The sequence below is a fragment of the Lysinibacillus sp. FSL M8-0355 genome, from assembly GCF_038008985.1.
In the GTDB taxonomy this organism is placed as follows: Bacteria; Bacillota; Bacilli; order Bacillales_A; family Planococcaceae; genus Lysinibacillus; species Lysinibacillus fusiformis_D.
In genome coordinates, this window is record NZ_JBBPAI010000001.1 from 1,622,884 (window position 1) to 1,644,713 (window position 21,830).

Annotated in this window: 19 protein-coding genes and 1 pseudogene; 15 read left to right on the forward strand and 5 right to left on the reverse strand. The window is 39.0% G+C overall.

What is annotated here, in order from left to right:
- Positions 1 to 209: 209 nt before the first annotated feature.
- From ribE to MKY46_RS07765, 10 genes and pseudogenes are all read left to right on the forward strand, one after another.
- Positions 210 to 848 (forward strand): riboflavin synthase, encoded by a 639-nt coding sequence (gene ribE, locus MKY46_RS07720; RefSeq protein ID WP_340833899.1) that lies wholly within the window; start codon positions 210 to 212, stop codon positions 846 to 848.
- Between the two features lie 24 nt (positions 849 to 872).
- Positions 873 to 1,499, forward strand: a pseudogene (gene ribB, locus MKY46_RS07725) (3,4-dihydroxy-2-butanone-4-phosphate synthase); the annotation flags it as partial.
- Positions 1,500 to 1,517: 18 nt separating this feature from the next.
- Complete coding sequence (gene ribH / locus MKY46_RS07730; RefSeq protein WP_036118550.1) at positions 1,518 to 1,985, forward strand: 6,7-dimethyl-8-ribityllumazine synthase; 468 nt, start codon at positions 1,518 to 1,520, stop codon at positions 1,983 to 1,985.
- Positions 1,986 to 2,119: 134 nt separating this feature from the next.
- Positions 2,120 to 3,562, forward strand: a complete 1,443-nt coding sequence (locus MKY46_RS07735) for a spore germination protein (RefSeq protein ID WP_080717029.1) — start codon at positions 2,120 to 2,122, stop codon at positions 3,560 to 3,562.
- Between the two features lie 321 nt (positions 3,563 to 3,883).
- Complete coding sequence (locus tag MKY46_RS07740; protein WP_036118547.1) at positions 3,884 to 5,191, forward strand: ATP-binding protein; 1,308 nt, start codon at positions 3,884 to 3,886, stop codon at positions 5,189 to 5,191.
- A 97-nt stretch (positions 5,192 to 5,288) separates the two neighbouring features.
- Entirely contained in the window at positions 5,289 to 5,837 is a 549-nt protein-coding gene (locus MKY46_RS07745) for a histidine phosphatase family protein (protein ID WP_058845066.1), read from the forward strand.
- Positions 5,838 to 5,850: 13 nt separating this feature from the next.
- Positions 5,851 to 6,696 (forward strand): GNAT family N-acetyltransferase, encoded by an 846-nt coding sequence (locus MKY46_RS07750; protein ID WP_340833900.1) that lies wholly within the window; start codon positions 5,851 to 5,853, stop codon positions 6,694 to 6,696.
- A gap of 70 nt (positions 6,697 to 6,766) precedes the next feature.
- Positions 6,767 to 6,991 (forward strand): DUF2829 domain-containing protein, encoded by a 225-nt coding sequence (locus MKY46_RS07755; RefSeq protein WP_036118538.1) that lies wholly within the window; start codon positions 6,767 to 6,769, stop codon positions 6,989 to 6,991.
- A gap of 54 nt (positions 6,992 to 7,045) precedes the next feature.
- Positions 7,046 to 7,801: a 3-oxoacyl-ACP reductase gene (locus tag MKY46_RS07760; protein WP_340833901.1), complete on the forward strand. Its 756-nt coding sequence runs from the start codon at positions 7,046 to 7,048 to the stop codon at positions 7,799 to 7,801.
- Between the two features lie 150 nt (positions 7,802 to 7,951).
- The gene (locus tag MKY46_RS07765; RefSeq protein WP_101966319.1) at positions 7,952 to 8,461 is read left to right on the forward strand and encodes a QueT transporter family protein; all 510 of its coding nucleotides are present in this window, start codon (positions 7,952 to 7,954) and stop codon (positions 8,459 to 8,461) included.
- A 540-nt stretch (positions 8,462 to 9,001) separates the two neighbouring features.
- Here the strand turns inward: MKY46_RS07765 and MKY46_RS07770 are convergent.
- The 3 genes from MKY46_RS07770 to MKY46_RS07780 all read right to left on the reverse strand — a co-directional run bounded on the left by MKY46_RS07770 (position 9,002) and on the right by MKY46_RS07780 (position 15,273).
- Positions 9,002 to 12,121: a copper amine oxidase N-terminal domain-containing protein gene (locus tag MKY46_RS07770; protein WP_036118532.1), complete on the reverse strand. Its 3,120-nt coding sequence runs from the start codon at positions 12,119 to 12,121 to the stop codon at positions 9,002 to 9,004.
- A 416-nt stretch (positions 12,122 to 12,537) separates the two neighbouring features.
- Entirely contained in the window at positions 12,538 to 13,881 is a 1,344-nt protein-coding gene (locus tag MKY46_RS07775) for a TldD/PmbA family protein (protein WP_036118529.1), read from the reverse strand.
- A 3-nt stretch (positions 13,882 to 13,884) separates the two neighbouring features.
- Positions 13,885 to 15,273, reverse strand: coding sequence for a TldD/PmbA family protein (locus tag MKY46_RS07780; RefSeq protein WP_036118526.1), 1,389 nt, complete (start codon positions 15,271 to 15,273; stop codon positions 13,885 to 13,887).
- A 177-nt stretch (positions 15,274 to 15,450) separates the two neighbouring features.
- Between MKY46_RS07780 and MKY46_RS07785 the strand changes: the two genes are divergently transcribed.
- The 4 genes from MKY46_RS07785 (at position 15,451) to MKY46_RS07800 (ending at position 19,477) form a co-directional block, all read left to right on the forward strand.
- Positions 15,451 to 15,675 (forward strand): transcriptional regulator SplA domain-containing protein, encoded by a 225-nt coding sequence (locus MKY46_RS07785; protein ID WP_036118524.1) that lies wholly within the window; start codon positions 15,451 to 15,453, stop codon positions 15,673 to 15,675.
- Between the two features lie 12 nt (positions 15,676 to 15,687).
- Positions 15,688 to 16,716, forward strand: a complete 1,029-nt coding sequence (splB, locus tag MKY46_RS07790) for a spore photoproduct lyase (protein ID WP_036118521.1) — start codon at positions 15,688 to 15,690, stop codon at positions 16,714 to 16,716.
- Positions 16,717 to 17,211: 495 nt separating this feature from the next.
- Positions 17,212 to 18,147, forward strand: coding sequence for an arginine deiminase family protein (locus tag MKY46_RS07795; protein WP_036118518.1), 936 nt, complete (start codon positions 17,212 to 17,214; stop codon positions 18,145 to 18,147).
- A gap of 16 nt (positions 18,148 to 18,163) precedes the next feature.
- Entirely contained in the window at positions 18,164 to 19,477 is a 1,314-nt protein-coding gene (locus tag MKY46_RS07800) for an amino acid permease (protein WP_036118515.1), read from the forward strand.
- Here the strand turns inward: MKY46_RS07800 and MKY46_RS07805 are convergent.
- Together MKY46_RS07805 and MKY46_RS07810 are read right to left on the reverse strand one after the other, a co-directional pair.
- The gene (locus MKY46_RS07805; RefSeq protein ID WP_340833902.1) at positions 19,424 to 20,230 is read right to left on the reverse strand and encodes a YqcI/YcgG family protein; all 807 of its coding nucleotides are present in this window, start codon (positions 20,228 to 20,230) and stop codon (positions 19,424 to 19,426) included. The genes MKY46_RS07800 and MKY46_RS07805 overlap by 54 nt on opposite strands.
- Positions 20,231 to 20,676: 446 nt before the next feature.
- Positions 20,677 to 21,114 (reverse strand): MarR family winged helix-turn-helix transcriptional regulator, encoded by a 438-nt coding sequence (locus MKY46_RS07810; protein WP_036118507.1) that lies wholly within the window; start codon positions 21,112 to 21,114, stop codon positions 20,677 to 20,679.
- A 120-nt stretch (positions 21,115 to 21,234) separates the two neighbouring features.
- Between MKY46_RS07810 and MKY46_RS07815 the strand changes: the two genes are divergently transcribed.
- Positions 21,235 to 21,822, forward strand: a complete 588-nt coding sequence (locus MKY46_RS07815; protein WP_340833904.1) for an NAD(P)H-dependent oxidoreductase — start codon at positions 21,235 to 21,237, stop codon at positions 21,820 to 21,822.
- Positions 21,823 to 21,830: the final 8 nt, after the last annotated feature.

Consider the following 21,830-nt stretch of genomic DNA (forward strand, 5'->3'; position numbering starts at 1 on the left):
AAAATAGTTTTCAATTAGGCTTATTTGTTGATGTCTTATACTCCCAAACCCCTTTGCTGAAAGGGGTTTTTGTTTTTTATCGATAGCTAGAGCTAGAGAAGGAGGAGACGGATAAAACTGGAGAAGTGACGGATAGACCTTCGAAACTGATGGATAAGACTTCAAAAGTGAAGGATAGAAGCCTAAATCAATGAAAAGTAGGTGATGGAATGTTTACAGGGCTTGTAGAGGATATTGGCATTTTAAAAGCCATGCAAAGCGATAGGGACAGTATGAAAATAACAGTTCAATCAGCCAAAATAGCAGAAGATGTCAAGCTTGGAGACAGTATCGCGGTTAATGGTGTTTGTTTAACGGTGACATATTTTACGGAACAGACGCTTACGATGGATGTGATGCCTGAAACAGTCAACGCAACCAATTTACAGCAGCTCGTGGTAGGGGATTCCGTGAATTTAGAGCGTGCCATGCCTGCTAATGGGCGATTTGGCGGTCATTTTGTTGCTGGGCATGTGGATGGGGTCGGTAAAATTTTGCGCAAACGTCCAGTAGCCAACGCAGTCTATATCGATATCGAATTGTCAGAGGAACTAACCAAATTTTGCATTCCGAAGGGTTCTATTACGATTGATGGCACAAGCTTAACCCTTTTCCATGTTGACACGAACAGTGTCACGATTTCACTAATTCCCCATACGTACAAAGAAACCGTATTAGGCATGAAGAAGGATGGAGCGATTGTGAATATCGAAACAGATTTAGTTGGTAAATATATTTTACAGCAACTGAAAAAAGGGCAAGCAACACCAACCATTACGAGAGATTACTTAGCACAACATGGTTTTTAACAACTGAACGAGGAGATGACAAAAGTGCTATATGCAATTGAAGAGGCCATTGAGGATTTAAAGCAAGGCAAATTGATTGTAGTGGTTGATGACGAGGATCGGGAAAATGAAGGAGATCTTCTGGCACTCGCTGAATTCATGACACCAGCAACTATAAACTTTATGGCAACCTATGGTAGAGGATTAATTTGTACACCGATTTCACAGCAGCTTGCACAACAGCTAGATTTACATCCGATGGTTCAGCACAATACGGATAATCACCAAACAGCGTTTACCGTAAGTATCGACCATGAGGATACAACGACAGGAATTAGTGCGTATGAACGAGCATTTACGATACAAAAAATGATTGAAAAGCAAGCGAAGCCGATTGAGTTTCGTCGACCTGGTCATGTTTTTCCGCTCATTGCGAAGGATAATGGTGTTTTAGAGCGAAGAGGGCATACGGAGGCGACTGTCGATTTGGCAAAACTTTGTCATAGTGTGCCAGTGGGTGTTATTTGCGAGATCATGGGCGATGATGGTCATATGCTACGCTTTGAGGAATTGATAAAGTACGCAGCACAGCATGACTTGAAAATGATATCAATAGAGGCACTTGTAGCATACCGCAGTCAATTGCTGACAACTGAAAATAAAATTTCTATTTAAAAAGGAGAAAGAACAATGGGTCAAACATTTGAAGCACAATTAATTGGAACGGGTTTAAAAATTGCAGTTGTGGTAGGTCGATTTAATGAATTCATCACAAGCAAATTATTGGACGGTGCAATGGACGGCTTAACACGACATGGTGTTGATGAAGCGTCTATTGATGTTGCTTGGGTTCCAGGAGCTTTTGAAGTTCCTTTTATTGCGAAACAACTAGCAGAAACAAAGAACTATGATGCCATTATTGGTTTAGGTACGGTTATTCGCGGCTCTACAACACACTATGATTATGTTTGTAATGAGTCAGCAAAAGGTATTGCCAATGTATCGCTATCAACCAATGTCCCTGTTATTTTCGGTATTGTGACGACGGAAAATATTGAGCAGGCGATTGAACGTGCTGGTACAAAATCTGGTAATAAAGGATACGATGCTGCCATGTCTGCCATTGAGATGGCTAATCTAAAGAAAATGATTGGATAATGACCAAATGTTTCTTTGAATATTTTGCACATCCATGGGAAAAATATGCTTAAGTGTATTTATTGAAGGTAATCGTTTTTCATAAATGTACTAATCTGGAGCTGGCTCAGTAGGAGATGAGAAGTATTTCATCAATGGAACAAATGATCAATTTGAAAATGTTGAAATCACTATTTCAACGCTCTGCTGATGTGATTTTTCAACAATATAAATTTCAGCAATATACAGTACATTTGATAACTTGTGATGCAATGATCAACGAACAAATACTTCAGACGGTAGTTGTTCAGCGAGTCCAATCCTTATTAAGTGATGTCGCTGATGACATGTTAGAGGAACAAATCGACCAGCATTTACACATTCCCTATTTACAAAAGGTTTTAACGCAAGAGGATGCCATAACAAGAGTCTATAAAGGGCATGTATTATTGTATTTTGAAGAAAATCAATTACTATTTTCTAGTGATATTTCTAAAAAACCGAATCGAGAGCCCGGAGAAACATCGCTAGAATTAGTGGTCAAAGGGCCAAGAGATGACTTTATAGAAGATGTTTTTATTAATATTGCTTTATTAAGAAAGCGTTTGCCCACTAATTCTTTTAGTGTAGAAACATTAGAAATTGGGAGACGTTCCAAAACCACTGTAGCGGTACTCTATATGGATGACATTGTGAATTTAAATATGCTAGAACAAATCCGTCTACAATTACAAAAGATTGATACGGATATTGTTGTCAATGGTGATTTATTGATGGAAGCAATTGAACAAACAGCCAAAGTACTGCCCAGGCATGATTATACCGGGAGACCGGATTTTGCTATGCAGGCATTAATTAGGGGAAGAATACTAATAATGATTGATGGTGTTTCCTACGCATTGATCACACCTACGAATATAATGTTGCTCTTTAAATCGGGTGAGGATAATGATTTTCCTGTCATTGTCAGTTCAATGGAAAGATTGCTTCGTATTGTTGGGATATTAATTAGTATGCTAACACCAGGCTTTTGGCTTGCGCTGACTACGTATCATCAAGAACAACTTCCTTTTCTTCTTCTAGCAACAGTTGTTGAGTCGAGAACGGGACTGCCATTCCCAACGATTCTTGAAATACTAATGATGCTATTTATGTTTGAATTGTTTCGTGAAGCCAACTTACGTCTTCCGAGTGCAATTAGTGGATCAATTAGTGTTGTGGGAGGTTTAATTATCGGAGATGCAGCGATAAAAGCTGGCGTTACGAGCCCTTCAATGATTGTTGTCATTGCAATTTCGAGTATTGCGGCTTTTACATTGGTTAACCAATCATTTGTAACAGCCATGAGTATTTTTCGACTAATCATTATTATAGCCTCTGCCTTTTTTGGATTATTTGGTTTTTTTATTGCAGTATTTTTCATCATCTTATACGCAGCGAATATGCGTGTGCTAGGTGTACCCTATTTAAATTTTAGTGCACATTTGAAGAAGGAAAATCTAAAAAAATCATTATTAAGACTTTCATCAAAGGGCTACAGTAGACGACCTTCCTTTTTAAAGCCACAGGATCGAACACGTACTTCGAATAAAAAATAAACAAATTTCATTGAAGATCAGGTATTGTAGTAGGTACCTGATCTTTTTGTGACTTTTGCTTTAGGAAGGTATTACATTAGCCTATAGGATAGGAAATGAGACATAAAATGTTATTAGTTACCTTTTTAGTTTACTTTCTTGTAAAGGATTATTAAACTATTGGTTACGGTGTGTAATTTTAGTAGAGTTCAAGTAAAATGGATTTTCTGTTTTCATTTCTGTAGGATAATCAAGAAATGTTCACTTTACAAACAAAAAATAGAGTTAATTATTATATAATGATATTCCAGAATATTTATAGGTGAGGAAGTCCCGTTTTATATGAAAAATCGAAAAATAAAACTAATATTAATTCTATCAACGCTTTTATTATGTTTGTTTACAAGTTTAAACATCATTACATCCTATGTGAAAATTAAAAAGACCGTTGAAGAGTCAATTGCCAATCAAAGCTTAGAGGCTGCCAACTCCATTGCTTCTTCTATTGATACAGCTGCTTATCAGCAGTTTTTGAAGAATCCACAGAAGAATGATTATTATTGGGAAGTAAGAAGCTATTTAAATGATGCCAGAGTAAAACTAGGTGCATTGTTTGTTTATACGTTGAAGGTGGATAATCCAGAAGTATCAAGTGCGATGATTATGGGGCTGCCAAATGAACTGAAAAAAGGCTTTGATATAGGAGAGGTTTGTACTGTCCCAGCAAAGCAAGTGGCAAAAGCCTACAAAGGTGAAACCTATGTTACAGAGGTGATTCATGATTCTGTACATGGTTCTTATTTATCGGTTGGTACACCTATCAAAGATGAGAATGGTAAAATTATTGGGTATCTAGGCATTGATATCAGCGCAGACACATTAAATGGCATTAAGGGAAAAGTCATTGAAGACAATTTATTTATTTTTATTTTTAATGGTGTATTTATTTTAATTGTCATTGGTTCTTTTTTATTTTTACAACGATGGTATCAAAAAGAGGTAGCGAAAGAAGTCGGCGCTACAGAGGACACATATCAAGCAGAAATTAAAACTTTGATTACTTCGGTATCATCATTACGTCATGATTTCACTAATCATATTCAAGTGTTACATGGTCTTTTACAATTAGAAAAAACAGAGCAAGCAAAACAATATTTGTCTTCACTATCTAAAGAAGTTCAAGCGATTAAGTCTTTAAAATTAAATATTGACCACCCAGGTCTGTCCATCTTATTACAAACGAAAAAATTAACCGCTCAAAATCATAATATTGATATGGACTTTACCATTTCTCAAAATGACTTTAATAAGATTAAAACGACAGATTTAATCAAGATTCTATCCAATTTAATTGATAATGCCATTGATGCTGCGGTTGAATTACCTGAAGGACAACGTAAAATTATGATTTGCTGTACAGCTGATGAAGTACAGTATGAATTTAAAATTACTAATACAGGGCCAAATATTGTGGATGCTGACCACATATTTAAGCAAGGGTTTTCAACGAAAAGGCATGAGCAGGGTCGCATAAGAGGACAAGGGTTATTTATTGTGAAAGAAATTGTCCATAAATACAATGGTCATATTTCAATCGACTCATCGAAACATTTAGAAACAACTGCTATTGTCCATATTCCCATTAAATAACTGAAAATAGGCTTCCTACAAATTGTAGGGAGCTTTTTTCTATTTGTTAGACATACATTACAAAATAGAAAGTGTTATGATGAAGGGGATGAAAAAAATGGAAAAGGATCTCCTGACGTTATTGAGAAAGGGTGGGCTTCATTTATATGCAAGGCATGGAACGGCCACAGTTGGTGTAGATCAGGCATATGGCACGTTTCACAGTTGCCGCTATCAAAGAAACCTATCAGAGCATGGTCGTAGGGAGGCTGTTTACTATGGTCAAATGCTGCGTTATTGGCAAATTCCCATCCTTTCGCCCATTACAGCAAGTCCGTTCTGTCGAACAAAGGAAACGGCTCTACTTGCATTTCCAACTAACGGTGTACAAATTGACCCTTTTTTGTTTGAGATCTTCATGTTAGGTGGCAATCTTACCAGTGCTGAGCAAACTAGCATTTTAACGACACTGACATCCAAGCTGGAAATAAAACCATCACAAGGCATGAATAATGTAATGATTGGTCATAGCTTTCCGAGAGACGTGGGCCTTGGCATCCTTTCGAATATGGGGACGGTTGTCATCAAGCCTAAAGGTCCAGGGCGTGGGTATGATATCGTGAAAAAACTAACCTTAGAAGATTTAGCGACATTAGATTCCATTTGAGAAGAGGGAAAATATGAAGGTCAAAACAGTTGAACAATGCACATTAGAGGAAGTATTGAAAGCATGGAACAAAGGCTTCGAAGGCTATTTTGTGGATATCCATATGACGGCCGAAATGTTTTTACATCGACTGGCTGGGGAGGGGCTGTCTCCTAAACATTCCATTGTCATTTTTGACCAAGATGAACCGATTGCAGTTGTTATGAACGGTTTCCGTATCATAAATGGCAAGAAAACAGCTTGGAACGGTGGTACAGGTATTTCCCCAGCCTATCGTGGTAAAGGCGTCTCACGCTTATTAATGGAGGAAACCTTAGCTATCTATAAACGAGAACATGTAGAAATCGCTACGCTGGAGGCAATTAAAGAAAATCAGGTAGCTATTGCTTTGTATGAAAAATATGGCTATGAGGTTGCTTCTTCATTATTATTTTTAAGTGGCGAATATGGAGCGAACGTAGCGCCTACAGCCGCCATTCACGTTGCAACCATTCGCCCTGAGCAGCTAGCATATCTCTCTTTTTATCAGGAAGATGTTCCTTGGCAGTGTGGCTGGCAGAGTGTGAAGCAGGGGGAAGCCAAGGTTTTCTATAATGACAACAATGAAGCCCTAGGCTATATGCTATACAAAACCGTGTGGAATGACAGCGGTGAGATGGAGCGTATTCTACTCTATCAATTGGTGATCCTAGCAGAAAGTCATATAGATTTAATACCGCAATTTTTAGCCAGCGTCACAACACATAAAGTTCAGATAACGACAGTGAACTTTTTAGCAAGCAATCCAGCAACAAGCTATTTATTAAAGAATGGGCTTAAGGTGACAACAGAGCAGGTACAGATGACAAGGAGATTCTAGGCATGGTTGCCAACCTCCTAAAAATCCAGTATACTAATGCGATAAAGAATGGAAATAAAGGATGAATGAGATGACTTTTGAAGAAGTATTACCACGCTTAAAAGCAGGAGAAAAAGTAATTCGCAATGGCTGGGGTGGTGCTGAGCTATATGTGAAGCTGGTTGGTCAAAGCCAGCATGATGGTGAGACATTGAATCCTTATTTTTTAATTAACGTTCGTGGTGAGGGCTATACAATGTTCACACCTACAGTATGTGATCTATTAGCGGAAGATTGGATAATCGTAGAATCGTAATGAGTGAAGTCATCTCTTCTAGTGAGATGACTTCTTTCTGTAAGGAGACACAATATGAAGTTTGATGAATATAGAGAAAAGACGGTTTTTATTACGGGGGCCGCTTCAGGCATTGGACATGCTCAAGTTATTGCATTTTTAGAAAATGGAGCAACTGTTTTTGGATTGGATGTAGAGGAGCAGGGGTTAATACAGTTACAGCAGCAATATCCTGATCGTTTTGCCTATAAGGTTGGCTCTGTAAGTAGCCAACAAGATGTGGAGCAGTCGTACAAAGAAGCTATTTCACTATTTGGGCAAATTGATATTTTATGTAATACTGCTGGGATTTTAGATGGTTTTGCGAAAACTTTGGATACAGACGAAGCGCTGTGGGATAAAATTATGAACACGAATGTGAAGGGCACGTTTTTTGTGACGAACACGATCTTACCACATATGGTAGAACGTGGCACTGGTACAATCGTCAATATGGCGTCGATTGCTGGACTTGTTGCTGGTGGTGGCGGTGCAGCCTACACAGCTTCTAAGCATGCCATTGTCGGTTATACGAAGCAGCTAGACTTAGATTATTGTCGAGCGGGTATTCGTGCGAATGCGATTGCGCCTGGAGCCATTCAAACACCGATGAATAAGGCTGATTTTGAAGGGGACGGGGAAATGGCTGAATGGGTAGCTGAAGAAACGCCAGCAGGTCGATGGGCACAGCCTTATGAGGTGGCGAATTTGACTTTATTTTTAGCAAGCTCGGCTGCCGATTATATTCATGGGGCAGTGATGCCGATTGATGGTGGTTGGCTGACAAAATAGCATTGTTCAATTCGATATTCTTCTGCTATAATACGCAGGTAAGCAAAAACGGCTTGCACTACGGCACTTCAGATAGGGCGTGAAGCTCTCTTCCTTTGGTCGTAGTTATTACTAAAATAGCAACTAGCTATTTTACAAAGGAGAATAAAATTGAATACATCTATTGTAAAAGATTCTAGCCGTGTTTCTGTAAGTGAACTTACAAAAACGGCACTTGTTGCAGCCCTTTACGTCGCTGTAACGGTTATGTTGTCAGTCATTAGCTTTGGCGCTGTTCAGCTACGTTTGTCAGAAATGTTTAATTATCTGGCACTGTACAATAAGCGCTATGTGGTAGCGGTGACGATTGGCGTCATACTTGCAAACTTCATGTCGCCAACATGGATTTTAGATGTGCCAATCGGTGGAATTGCGACCTTTCTTGTCTTATTACTTTGTAGAAGCGTCACAAAACATATGACAAATGACATTGCAAAAATGGTTGTTACTGCTTTGATTTTTGCTGTCTCCATGTTTACGGTGGCTGGTCAATTAACTATCCTTTACGATCTACCATTTTGGGCGACCTGGTTCACAGTGGGCGTTGGGGAATTATTGTCTATGACTGTTGGTGGACTGACTATTTACTTATTAAATAAAAAAATTGATTTATCTAAATAAATTCGATGAATAAAAAAGACATTATCATCGTAAGGGTGAGAGTATCAAGTTTAGAATAACTCTAACACTTCGGCTGAGTTATCCGTTCAAACTACCGCTTTAGTTATTACTTCATCTACTTAATATAGTATTTTTCACTGAATATCAAAAAAGCCTCTTTGCCCGGATTCTGTCTAGCATTTTTCAGAACAAAATCCGGGCTTTTATTTATTTCCTCACGACCTAGGATATCCCAAATAGCAAACCAATAGCTAACTCCTTATAAGCCGATTTTAGCTCACTTCCAAGCTACTTATGCCAAACAACATATCCAACTGCTAGAGCACAATTACCTTATTTCTATGATCCTTAAGCGGATAAGCGCATTTTACATATTATTAAACTGACTTTCACAACGACTTGATTGCTATCGATGCTTGTCAGACCAATCATTTGTGGAAGGGTCTAGAGACAATGTATTGCGCAGCACACAAAAAGAAAGGACTCCCGATGATCCATAAAGGAGCATTGGGAGTCCCTACTATAAAGAAATTCTTTGTCCTATTGATTAATTGGAGTGTCTTGGGACGGCTCAACATTGATATTATCAGGCTTTGCCAGAAGCTGCACCGAATTAATAGACGAGTTTGATAGTATATAATTTCCATTTACCACAGCTAACACCTTAGCAACGTATTCTGTGGAGGAAGTGAGTGGGTTACCAAATGCATCCAATTCTATGCTTAGATCTTGACTTACATTGGAGAGCCCATTTTGATAAATTCTAGTACTATTATCATTATTCATTGCATTACTTTCTTTGAAACCATCTGCTGCATCTTTAGGTAACATAAACACTCTATACTCCGTTACGTTTTGTCCGTTTTTGACATCGAAGCTAATTTTAATATCGGAATATTTATTTTTGTCCCCTTGAACACTCAGTTTCACATTCTCCACCGCTACAGGTGCTGAATGATCCACTAAAGTAATAGCAGAAGATGCGAACGATAAGTTATACATTGCCTTGGAATTTCCATTACCTATGGACAATATATACACGCGATATTCTTGGCCATTTGTTATAAGTTTTCCATCCGTATCTTTACTACCAGTTCCCAAACTCATACTATATTGGCCTTTATTTATATCTGTATAATCAGTGACTTTAAGAGCTGCGTTCACATCAAAGCCATTTGCTTTTGATGCGGGTACGACAAGAATACGGTAATTACCTATATTGGATTCATCAGAAGGCTTCGAGAATGATATTTGTAAATCTCGACCATCTCCATAATCCCCAATATCGCTTACATTAATATTACTTACCGCCTGAACAGCTTTACTTTTACTAAGTGTAATCACAGGCGAAGCAGAGGATAGGGCATAAGTATTTGGAGTATTTCCATTGGCTACAGTTAGTACATAGACGCGATAGCTAGTTCCTTCCGTAATAAAATTACCGCGCACATCCCTAACTCCATCCAACGTTCTAGTTGCAGCTATATTCCCACCTTTGCTTTCTGTAATGTAATAATTGCTACTATTGGCTTGTGAAAGATTAAAGCTGCTGTAATAAGCTGTAGGTACGATTAGAATTCGATAATGATTGACATTTGCTTCATTAGAGGGCTTCGTGAACGTTACTTGCACATCACGCCCATCTCCATTATCAGCTATATCCGCCACATTCAGATTGGTTACAGCTTGCACATTAAAATTCTTATTTAGCGTAATCGTAGACGTCGGTGCAGATAGTGCATTGCTTCCTATTCCATTCGCTACAGTTAAAACATAGATACGGTAGCTAGTACCTTCTTTGATCGTATTACCGCGCACATCCCGAGTATTTTCAGCTAACGCCTGCTCATATGTGGACTTTCCAGATTTGTAGACAGTCGTGTAATTGTTGCTGGATACATTATTGGCTTCCGTCAGACTGAAGTTATTGTAATAAGCTGTTGGTACAACTAGAATCCGATAGTGACTAATAATTGACTCATCTACAGCTTTATTGAAAGAAACAAAGAGGTCACGCCCGTTGCCATAATCACTTACATCGCTTGCATTGAGATTCGATACTGCACCCGCATTGCTGCTAAATAGCGTAATCGTATTGGAGGCTGAAGACAACACGTTATTCGCTGAGTTATTTGCTACGGCCATAACGAATACACGATAGCTAACTCCATTCTGAATGGGATAACCATCAGTATCTCTTGCCCCTGAAGAGAGCACCTGCGTAATATTGTAGCCTGTCTTGTTCACTTGTGTGTAATAAGTGTTAGATAAACTGTTCGCCTTCGTCAATGTAAAGTTCGAATAGTTGTTAGCTCTTACAACAAAAATTCGGTAAGCGTTGATATTAGATTCATTGGACACATTATTGAAGCTTACTCTCAGGTCTCGACCATCCCCAAAGTCATTGACATCACTCACTTGTGTAATAATCGGAGTAGACATTGTATTTTGACTAAGTGTTACTGATGATGAGGCAGACGACAGTTTATTGCCTACTGAATTCGTATTACTTACAGACAGAACGACCGCTGTATAAGGTACGTTATTTCTAATGAACTCACCAGAGGTATCACGTGCTGAGGAAGACAAAGTTCCTACTAACGTACTGCCGTTACTCCCCGATTTACTTACAGTTGTATAGTAACTGCTTGATAAATTATTCGCAGTAGTAAGACTAAAATTGCTAGCATCCTTGGTTTTTACGATAAACACACGATAATTGGAAATATTGTTATCATTCTGCGGACGAGTGAAGCTAACTGAGACATCGCGTCCATCGCCAAAATCGTTAATATCGTTAATCTTTACATTTGTTACCTCTGTAACAGAAGACAAATTGGTTAAGGTCATCTTCGGAGAAGAAGTCGATAAAACGCTAGAATAAGAACCTTTCCCAACAGCAAGTATACGAACCACATAAGGCTGATCATTTCTAATGTAGTCTCCGTCCACATCTCGTGAATTCTGCGATAAATTGATGGTACGGTTCGAACTTGAAGTAGTTACCACTGTATAATTAGAAGGGGAGACTTTCAAGGCAGATGCTAAATTAAAGCTTTTTGAAGCCTTCACAACCATAATGCGATAATGATCGACGTATGATTCTGTAGACGATCTGGAAAAGCTAACCTCCATGTCACGTCCATCTCCCTGATCATTAACATCGCGAACGGATACATGGCTCGCAGGAGCAATACTGATATTGCCTGGAATGTTTGGATTGCTTGGAGTGTCAGATTGAATCGTTACGGTCTGATTTACTGAGTTCCAGTCAACATCCTGACCAAGCGCTTCACTAACGAAGCGGACTGGTACCATTGTTCTGCCTCTTAAAATTTGTGCTGGTACATCAAGCGTAACTGACTTGCCATTAATAGTAGCTACCTTCGATTTCATCTTGAGCACTACTGTTGTATCTTCTTTATACCCTGTTACCGTTTGACTCTTTGAATCCCAATTTACACTGGCACCCAATGCCTCAAAGATTGCTCTAAGTGGCAGCATAACACGCCCTTGAATCATCGCTGGCGGTTGATCGGTCTTCAATTGAACCCCGTCCACAGTAATTGTGATGGCTTTTGCCGCTTGTGCGGTTGCCGGTTGCAGCAATAGCGGTACAATAAGCATTGCTGCGAAAAATAAAGTCCATATTTTTTTCATAAATTCCACCCTTCTTCATGCCATATGACTGACGCAGCATGACAATTAATTTAACGTATCAAAGGGCTAAAAGTTTCATCCTTTTACCTAGTAAAGAAAATTTAACCATTTTAGGCTATATCGATGCTATTTTCTGATTCACTTACCGTAACAAAGATTGAGAATTTTGAGGGGAGGTGCCCAACTATTCGGTGCAGGAGGATCGGTTAATAACGAGGATTATACTTAGAGTCTTTACGAAACAAAGGAAGCAACTCCCTTGCCCATAGTCGTTTCCACTAAAGGTTGTGGATTTCTATCATCAGTTTCATTTTGTCAACTGAATCAGAGGTGTTTGACGTGACTATAGATAAAAGAATTGCCGAGAAATATCATATACTATGGCTTGAACTATAGAAGTGTTTACTTTTTAGTTTTTATTCCACTGTCACTGAAAGTTCCTTTACAAGTAGCGAAGAGGAGCCATAGCCTTTTGGCAGGAAGTAAAGCTCAGAGCTAGTTTCTTTGATACCATTTAAGAACTCGAAAAAATTTCCGGCTATTGTCATTTGCTTAACAGGGGAGGCAATTTTTCCATTTTGAATATGAAACCCTTTTGCAGCGACTGAAAAATCACCTGTAACCGTATTCGTACCAGAGTGAAGCCCAGATAATTCAGTAATAAATACCCCGTTACTAACCGAGTGAATTAACTCATCAAGAGATTTCTCGCCAGTTGAAATATATAAAATTTGGGGCGCAATCGTTAACGTTCCTTTGTAAGAATCTTTATGGGCATGCCCTGTTGTTTCACAGTTATCCTTTTTAGCTGTTTTCCTGTTATGCAAAAGTGTTTGGAGTGTACCCTCTAAAATAATTTCCTGCTCTTTTGTTGCAACACCTTCACCATCAAAGTTTGCTCCAGACAATGCGGCAGGATGGAATGGCGTACTCAGCAATGTAACTGCTTCTGATGCCACTTTTTGTCCGACTTTTCCTTTTAATAGAGATTGATCTTTTTGAGCATTTTCAGCTGATAGTATTGGCATAAAAGTGTCTAATAAAGAGGCTGATGCATCAGAGCGGAAAACGATTGGATATTTTCCACCTGGAATCGATTTTTCACCTAAATTGGCAAGGGCTTCCTCAGCTGCTTCTTTTGCAATATCATCAACATGAAGAGAATGGAAATCACGTGTCATTTTCAAATAACGGCCTGTTTTCATTTCTTCACCCTCCTTTACAACTGTGGAGAGGAAAATCACTAAGCCGTTCTCTTTATGTGATAAGTCAAGATTTTTACTATTTACTAATGAACGTTCAGCTGTATATTCTTGCAGTAAACAATAATCAAGAGCAATGATGCGTGAATCGTATGCACGAATCTTTTCTTCGATGGAACGAAGAAGCTCTATTTTTTCTGGAATTCCGATAGTCTCTAATTCTTCATTGTAATATTCATAAGATGGATATTCAGAGCTGCCATTAAAAATAACTATGCCCTCATCCTCATCAAGTATGTTTGCATTTGCTTTTGCGCTATTAATTAAAAAGGAAATCGAATCATCGTCTAACTTTTCCGTATAGGAATAGCCCATTTTTCCGTTGTAAAGTCCTCGTAGACTTAGACCTCCGTCTTCAGACGTTTCGTAGCTATCAATCTCGCCCTCGTAGAGCGTGCATCCAATAGATTTATTTTGTTCATAATAAACCTCAGCTTCTATAAAACCAGCTTCTAGCGCCTTGTCTAATAGTTTTTCTTGAAATTTAGCAATGTTCATCAATTACTCCCCCTTCGTTCCACCAACTGTTATTTCACTTACACGTATCATTGGCTGACCTACATTGACAGGAAGGCTCCCGCTAAGTGAACCACACATACCCGCTCCATGGGCGAGATTATTACCTACTCGATCAACAAGTTGCAATGTTTTTGCGCCATTGCCTATGAGTGTTGCGCCACGTACAGGGCGTTCAATTTTTCCGTCTTTGACGATATAGGCCTCCATCACCGCAAAATTATAATCGCCAGTAGCAGGAGAAACTTGTCCACCACCCATATATTTTGCATATATACCATACTCTGTCGATGAGATAATATCGGCTGGCGTAGATGTACCTGGTGCGATATACGTATTTGTCATACGTGATGTAGGATTAAATCGATAGGATTGTCGACGAGAAGAGCCTGTGGGCTGAGCATTCATGCGTCGAGCATTAAATTTATCGATTAAGTAGCCCTTTAAAATACCATTTTCAATTAAAATATTCTTCCTTGTTTTTTCTCCTTCATCATCAATATTTAGGGAGCCCCACTCGTTCGGTAGTGTGCCATCATCGATATATGTAACAATTTCAGGAGCGACTCTTTCACCGATACGATTGGCGAAGACCGAATTGTTTTTGGCAACAGCAGTTGCTTCTAAGCCATGTCCACAAGCCTCATGGAAAATGACACCACCAAATTCATTATCAATAATGACAGGGAATTTACCGCTTGGACATTCATCTGCGTGAAGCATTGTGACAGCGATACGTGCAGCCTCTCCTGCATAATGGTTAAGGTCTAGCTTTTCAATAAATTCAAAGCCTGCATGCGCACCTGGGCCATAGAATCCTGTTTGTACTTCAGTCCCTTCTGTAGCCGTCGCTTGCATACTAAGTCTACTGTGAACTCGCGTATCCTCTACAAATTTACCCTCTGAATTTGCGATCAGGACGTTTTGTTGCTCATCAAGATATCGAACTTTTACTTGGTGAATCCGAGGATCATAATGTCTTGCAATAGCGTCTGCTTGTCGCATGACCGCTGTTTTTCTTGTGTGCTCCACTGTATGAGGCATGTGGAGAATTTGATGAATAGGCGTGATGATTTCTTTGTGAAGAGGGTGAATGGTACCCGATCCACCACCTTTGATAGCTAGGGCTGCACGTTCTGCTGCTGCTAGTAAACCTTCCTCAGAAAAATCATTGGTGTAAGTATAGATGCTTTGAAGTCCTGAAAAAATACGGATGCCGATTCCAAAATCACGCCCAGAAATACTTTGTTCAATCTTGCCACTTTGTAAGACAAAGTCATTTACATATTTATCTTCAATAAAAATTTCAGAAAAATCCCCACCAGTTGCTAGCGCGGCTTCAAGTACATTTTCAATAATGGATTGTTTAATCATATATCTTCCTCCTTTTCTTGATTGTGCCAAATAGTTAAAAAATTCTGTATTATACGATCTTCTCAGATTTGAAGTTATGGTCACATAAAATTATGTATAGTACTTAAAAAATTTTTTTATGACATATTTCTCTAACCATTTCACCACACTAACGGAAAGAAAGAGGAAGGTGAAGAAATGCAACAACCATATAATGTCGGTGATATCGTTTATATTTTTTATCGGAATCCTCATATTCAGGATGTAGCGAATATACAGGAAGCCGCAGTGGTTTATCATCCAGAGCAACCAGAGGAGCTGGCTCTATTTTTATTTGAAACGTATTATCCAATTTCAAATGATATGTTAATTTTTTCAAGCGAGATGGCGGCTGAGCAAGCCTATCATCAGTATTTTCATTGAGGGAGGGCTACTATGATCAAACCGTTTATCCCTCAGCTCGTCTATTTTGAGCCTGATGCGCTCCAGTATCCATTAGGTCAGGAGCTAAAAGAAAAATTTGAACAAATAGGGATTGAAATTCGCTATACGACTTCGCACAATCAAGTAAGAAATCTTCCTGGCGACAATGATTTTCAAAAGTATCGAGTAGCGAAATCGACATTAGTAGTAGGCATTCGAAAAACGTTAAAGTTTGATACATCTAAGCCCTCAGCAGAGTATGCGATTCCGTTTGCAACAGGCTGCATGGGGCATTGTCATTATTGTTATTTACAAACAACAATGGGCAGCAAACCTTATATTCGTACGTATGTGAATGTTGATGAAATTTTAGAGCAAGCAGATCTTTATATGGCAGAACGAGCTCCTGATATCACACGCTTTGAGGCATCCTGTACTTCAGATATTGTAGGGATTGATCATTTAACACATACGTTGAAGCGCGCTATTGAACATTTTGGACAAAGTGAGTTAGGCCAATTACGATTTGTGACGAAGTTCCATCACGTAGATCACCTATTGGATGCCAAACATAATGGTAAAACGAGGTTCCGCTTTAGCGTCAATGCTGATTATGTCATTAAACATTTTGAGCCAGGAACATCACCATTAGTGAAGCGTATAGAGGCTGCGGGGAAAGTGGCAAGGGCTGGATATCCGCTTGGATTTATTGTTGCCCCAATCTATCTTCATGAGGGCTGGCAGGAGGGCTACTATGAGATGTTTGAGCGTTTGGATGCGGAATTGCCAAAGGATGTACGTGACGACATCACATTTGAGTTTATTCAACATCGTTTTACAAAGCCTGCCAAACGCGTAATTGAAAAAAATTATCCCATGACGAAGCTAGAACTTGACGAAACAGTGAGAAGGTATAAATGGGGGAAATATGGGATTGGTAAATATATTTATCAAAAAGAAGAAGAGGAAGATATAAAGGAACACTTGTATGGCTATATGCAAAAATTCTTCCCTCAAGCAAAATTAGAATATTTTACATGACAATAAGAGGGAACAATGTGTTCTCTCTAACTTATTATTTGTGTATGTTAAATCATCTGATAAATCCAATAATGAAAAAATACCACATTGTCTCTGATTCACGGTAATTAATGACTAAATCATCTGTAGTATTCTTGTAAACTAAACGGCAGTTACAGAGTAAAGTTCATCGCCATTAGATAGTAATCAGGTCCAGAAAAAATTAAGATTAACTGTAAATCTGTGCTGGCTAGTCCTGTTTCTTCTGGTCTCTCTCCTTTGTTAAGCTATCCACTAATTCCATCAAGTCACCTGGAAGCCCCAACCACCATTATATCTCTCTTGCCATAACACTACGTTTTCACTATTTAACATGATGATAACGGAACTAAGTAAAAAAGATTGGTTGATGCCCTCTATATTTATTTAGAAAATCCTTCTTATTTATTGTGTTTGTATAATCTAAATGTCAATGGTAACGCTAACAGAGATTGAATAAGAAGGGGAGAGTACTGGATGGATTCATTTCAAGTAAATTGTTGGTCTGAATATGACGAACTGAAGGTTGTGATGCTTTGTGCACCTTCGATAGTAGATGTAACAGATAGCACAATAGCGGAGCAGGTTGGATGGAGTGATACAGTCAACCATAATAAGGCGATGGACAATTTCCTAGCACTCAAAACAATTTTAGAAAACGCTGGAGTAAAGGTTCTAGATTATGCAAATGAGCTAGCCCATGAGCAGCAATTGTTAAGTGAACAGCTTATAAATCGTTATTTTGTGCGTGATCTTGCCTGTGTCATTGGTAATCGACTTTTACCTGGAAGGGCTGGGAGCTCATTAAGGAGACCAGAATATCCTCTAGCCCATGCCCTTTTAGAGAAATGGTTTCCTCAACAATTTACGGCACAGTCGCAAGCACTTCATTCATTTGAGTGTGGTGATCTGTTGATTTTAAACAAGGATGCTGTGCTCATTAATCTCGGAATGAGAACGACATTAGAGGCCATCGACAAGATAAAAGAAAGCATTTTTCAAGAGGGATTTTCGGAAATTGCCGTTATTGATTTACCGAAAAGTAATGACACACTGCATTTAGATATGAATTGTAATGTTGTGAACGTTAATTTGGTCATCGCTAAAAGCTTTGTGCGCCTTTTTCCTGTACAGGTGTTGACAGCACAAAGCAGCCGTTTCGACATGATTGAGCCATTTTTAAAGCGTCATGGTTTTGATGTTTACTGGCGTGACACCTATAAGACAATACCAGATATTAATTTCATCAACCTTAATCCAGAAACACTATTGATTAGCAAGCAGGCGACGAAACAGCAATTCTTGGCGCATCCACTTCTAAAGAAAAAGAACGTGCTTGAAGTCGACGTCACAGAGCTTGAAAAGGGTGGCGGTGGCATTCGTTGTATGACATTGCCATTGGTAAGAACGTAGCGAAGGACTGATAAACATGACTTCTACTTCAAATAAAGGAAGGTTGTCTTGGTGGCAACTTTCGCTTCTCGGTATCGGTTGTACACTGGGAACAGGCTTTTTTCTTGGGACAAGTATGGCCATCCATAAAAGTGGACCGGCTGTGCTCATTCCTTTTTTGTTAGCAGCTATATGTACGTATATTGTGTATGAGGCACTTGTCAAAATGTCTGTGGAAAACCCTGATAAAGGCTCCTTCCGTACTTATGCCAAGCAGGCTTTTGGGCGATGGGCAGGATTTAGTAATGGCTGGGTGTACTTAATTTCCGAGCTATTAATCATGGGTAGCCAGCTGATGGCACTCGGTATATTTACGAAGTTTTGGTTCCCAGCGTTACCACTCTGGGTTGCTGCATCGATTTATGCTGTCCTTGGCTTAGTCGTCATTCTTACTGGCATGAAGGGCTTTGAAAACTTTCAAAATATTTTCGGGGCATTAAAAGCCGCTGCGATTGTCATGTTTATTATCGTAGCGATCATCATCATCATAAGAGCTACACAATCAGCTCCAATCGAATCATTACAGTCAAATTATGAAGGATTTTTCTCACAAGGAATCAAAGGAATTTGGCTTGGCCTGCTCTATGCATTTTATGCCTATGGTGGAATTGAGGTGATGGGTTTAATGGTCATCGATTTAAAAAATCCAAAAGAGGCGCCAAAAGCAGGGAGAATTATGCTCATTGTCATTACTATTATTTTTATCATGGCTATTGCGCTTGCGTTGGCACTTGTTTCCTGGAAAGACTTTTCGATAGATGAAAGTCCTTTTATTACAGCGCTTCAAGGTTATCATATCCCTTTTGTGGCAGATATTTTTAACGGTGTTTTAATCATTGCTGGTTTTTCAACCATGGTTGCTTCGCTTTACGCGGTCATAACCATTCTCACTACACTTGCCGAGGATCATGATGCGCCTGCCATCTTAGCAAAAAAGGGGAAGATGAAAATTCCTTTTCCTGCCTTTTTATTTTTAACAAGTGGCTTAGTAATTACGATTGTCATTGGTTTTTTGATGCCCGAAAAAATCTTTGAATATTTGATAACGGCAGCAGGTTTAATGTTGATCTATAATTGGCTCTTTATTTTAATAACATATAGAAAGCTAATGGAGCTATCGAGGTGGGAGCAAATTAAGAACAGTCTTGGCATGTTGCTTATTGCTGTAACCGTGTCTGGTACTTTAGGCGAAAAAACGAGCAGACTCGGTTTTTGCGTGAGCCTGCTCTTTATTGTCCTAATCGGTGTGGCGACCTGGATCGTTGTGAAAAGGCAAAAAAACATTGCGTAATGTCCTATTTTCCTGTGACATCCGTAAAAAAGGGCATTCGGATGGACTATGATTGTCATCACTTAAAAAATATTGCTTCCATTCATAGCTATCCTCTTGACCATACCATTTTAAATCTGGATGCCCTGGAATCTCGTCATATTCTGCGATGCGCTGGCGGATAAGTTTTTTGATTTTTCGTCCAAATGCAGTAGTGTCGTTTATATCGTCAAATATCCAACGTGGCTGAATAGCCATTAGCAAAGTAGAAAAGTGACGACTCTTCCGCAATTGATGAGCTGGTGTTGCACAAGAAATAAAATAGGGTTCTCCATTAAAGCAAAACTCCCATTCATGATGGTCTGGATTTGTCGGTATTGCCTCAGGCCAATCTAACTCATCCATATTGGTTAAATTGTTTAAAATGGACCAAAATAATTGCTGGTAATCCGCCACCTTATAGCTATCAAGCATATCATGAGGGGTATGAAAGAACACCGTGAGCGTTGTATATTTTCCAAAAGATCTGGATGCCTTCCCATATTCCTTTAAGCATTGCGCTAACATCTGAATCGATTGCTCCTCCCGTGGATCCCCTATAAAGCTATAGCGTAAATGGTTCGATAAAAACCCCATTCTGGCTGGTACACAAGGAAACGTATTCCCTTCATCGGCAATTGTGGCAGCAAAGTCAGTATAGGCTGACTGTTGCCACAACGGCAATGTTTCCAACTGTTCCTCAATCCACTTCCGATCAAACACGACTACTTCCACTGGAAACTCCTCCTTTTACTCACATTTATTCTATTAAAGAAAAAGCAAATGGGTTACGACCCTGTGCAGCGTGCAAGGATGTTCTTTTTAAGGAGATTTTTAAAGATTTAAGGTAAATCATCAATAGTCAATTTTAGTTAAGGGATTGCTTTGATTAAGGAAATAGCTAAAAATCATCATCTTTTGCAGAGGTTTGGGCTGTTGCGAGCGCTTCGGGCAAAGGAAAGAACGGTTTTGAAGCAAAAGAGAGCACTTCGAGCAAAGATATGAGTGGAATTGAGCCAAAAGAGAGCGCCTCGAGTAAAGGTATGAGCGGTGTTGAGTCCAGGGTGAGCGCTTCCAGTCAAAGAATGGGCGGTATTGAGCCAAGAGAGCGCTTAAATCAACGTTAAGAGCGACTTTAACCTCAGAAAGAGTGATTCAAGCCGCTAACACACAATCGAGGCTTAGTCTTTTTGTTGAAAGACCTTTTGCTCAAGGATGGTTAGGGCATGCTGGATGTCCTTTAAATCATCCGATGTGGCATGCTGAATAAGCGCTAAAAAGCGTTCCTCAATACAGGCGAATGCCTCTGCCATCATTTTTTCACCTTCGGGTGACAGGCGTACATATTGCTTTCTTCGATCCTCTGTGTCGCTAAATTTTTCAATTAATTGGCGTTCTTGTAGTTTTCGTAATTCACGGCTTGTATTCGGTAAGGACATGTGCTGACATTCACTGATTTCGGTTGGTGTGACAGGTTGGCTTACTTTAATATATTCAAGAATTTTATAGTGAAGCGGTGTGATATTAGCTGTGGTTACATTTTGTGTGAGATCATGTGTCACTTGATGGATCGTGGCTGTGAATGATACAAACTGATGAAATAAAGTACTTTTATTCAATGGGATCACCTCTACTGACAAGATAACAAATAACTTGTCCTAAAACAATTATCATTTGACAACTAAAAAGGGATGGTTTATTATTTTGTTATCAAATGATAAGTAATGGGAGGGCACATGATGAAAACGTTAATTATTTATACATATCCAAATCATAAAAGTTTAAATTATGCTTTTTTACAGGAAGTATTAAAGGGTTGTCAAGAGAATCCTGCCATCGAAGAAATACAGATACTAGATTTATATGAAGAGGAATTTGATCCACGTTTAATTTTCCATGAGCATAAACGACGTCGTGATATGTATCAGGATCCGAAATTGGAAAAATATCGACAACAGCTTTCCTGGGCGGATCAGCTTGTATTTGTTTATCCGATCTGGTGGGGAAGACCGCCAGCAATGTTGTTAGGTTTTATTGATCAATTGTTTGCAGCTAACTTTGCTTATCGGGATACAAAGGGATTATTTCCAGAGGGACTTTTAAAAGGGAAGTCGGTTGTTTGTGTGTCGACGATGAAGGGACCAACCAATTATCCGCTTTTATGGTTGAATAATGCGCATAAAATTTTAATGAAGAGAGCATTGTTTAAGTTTGTTGGGATGAAAAAAGTAAAGTTTTTTGAGTTTGGGAATATGGAAAGTAAAAAGGGGAAACAGCAGCAAAAATTGGATAAAGTATATCACTATTTTAGAAAAGTTGCTTACTAGTTAAAAAT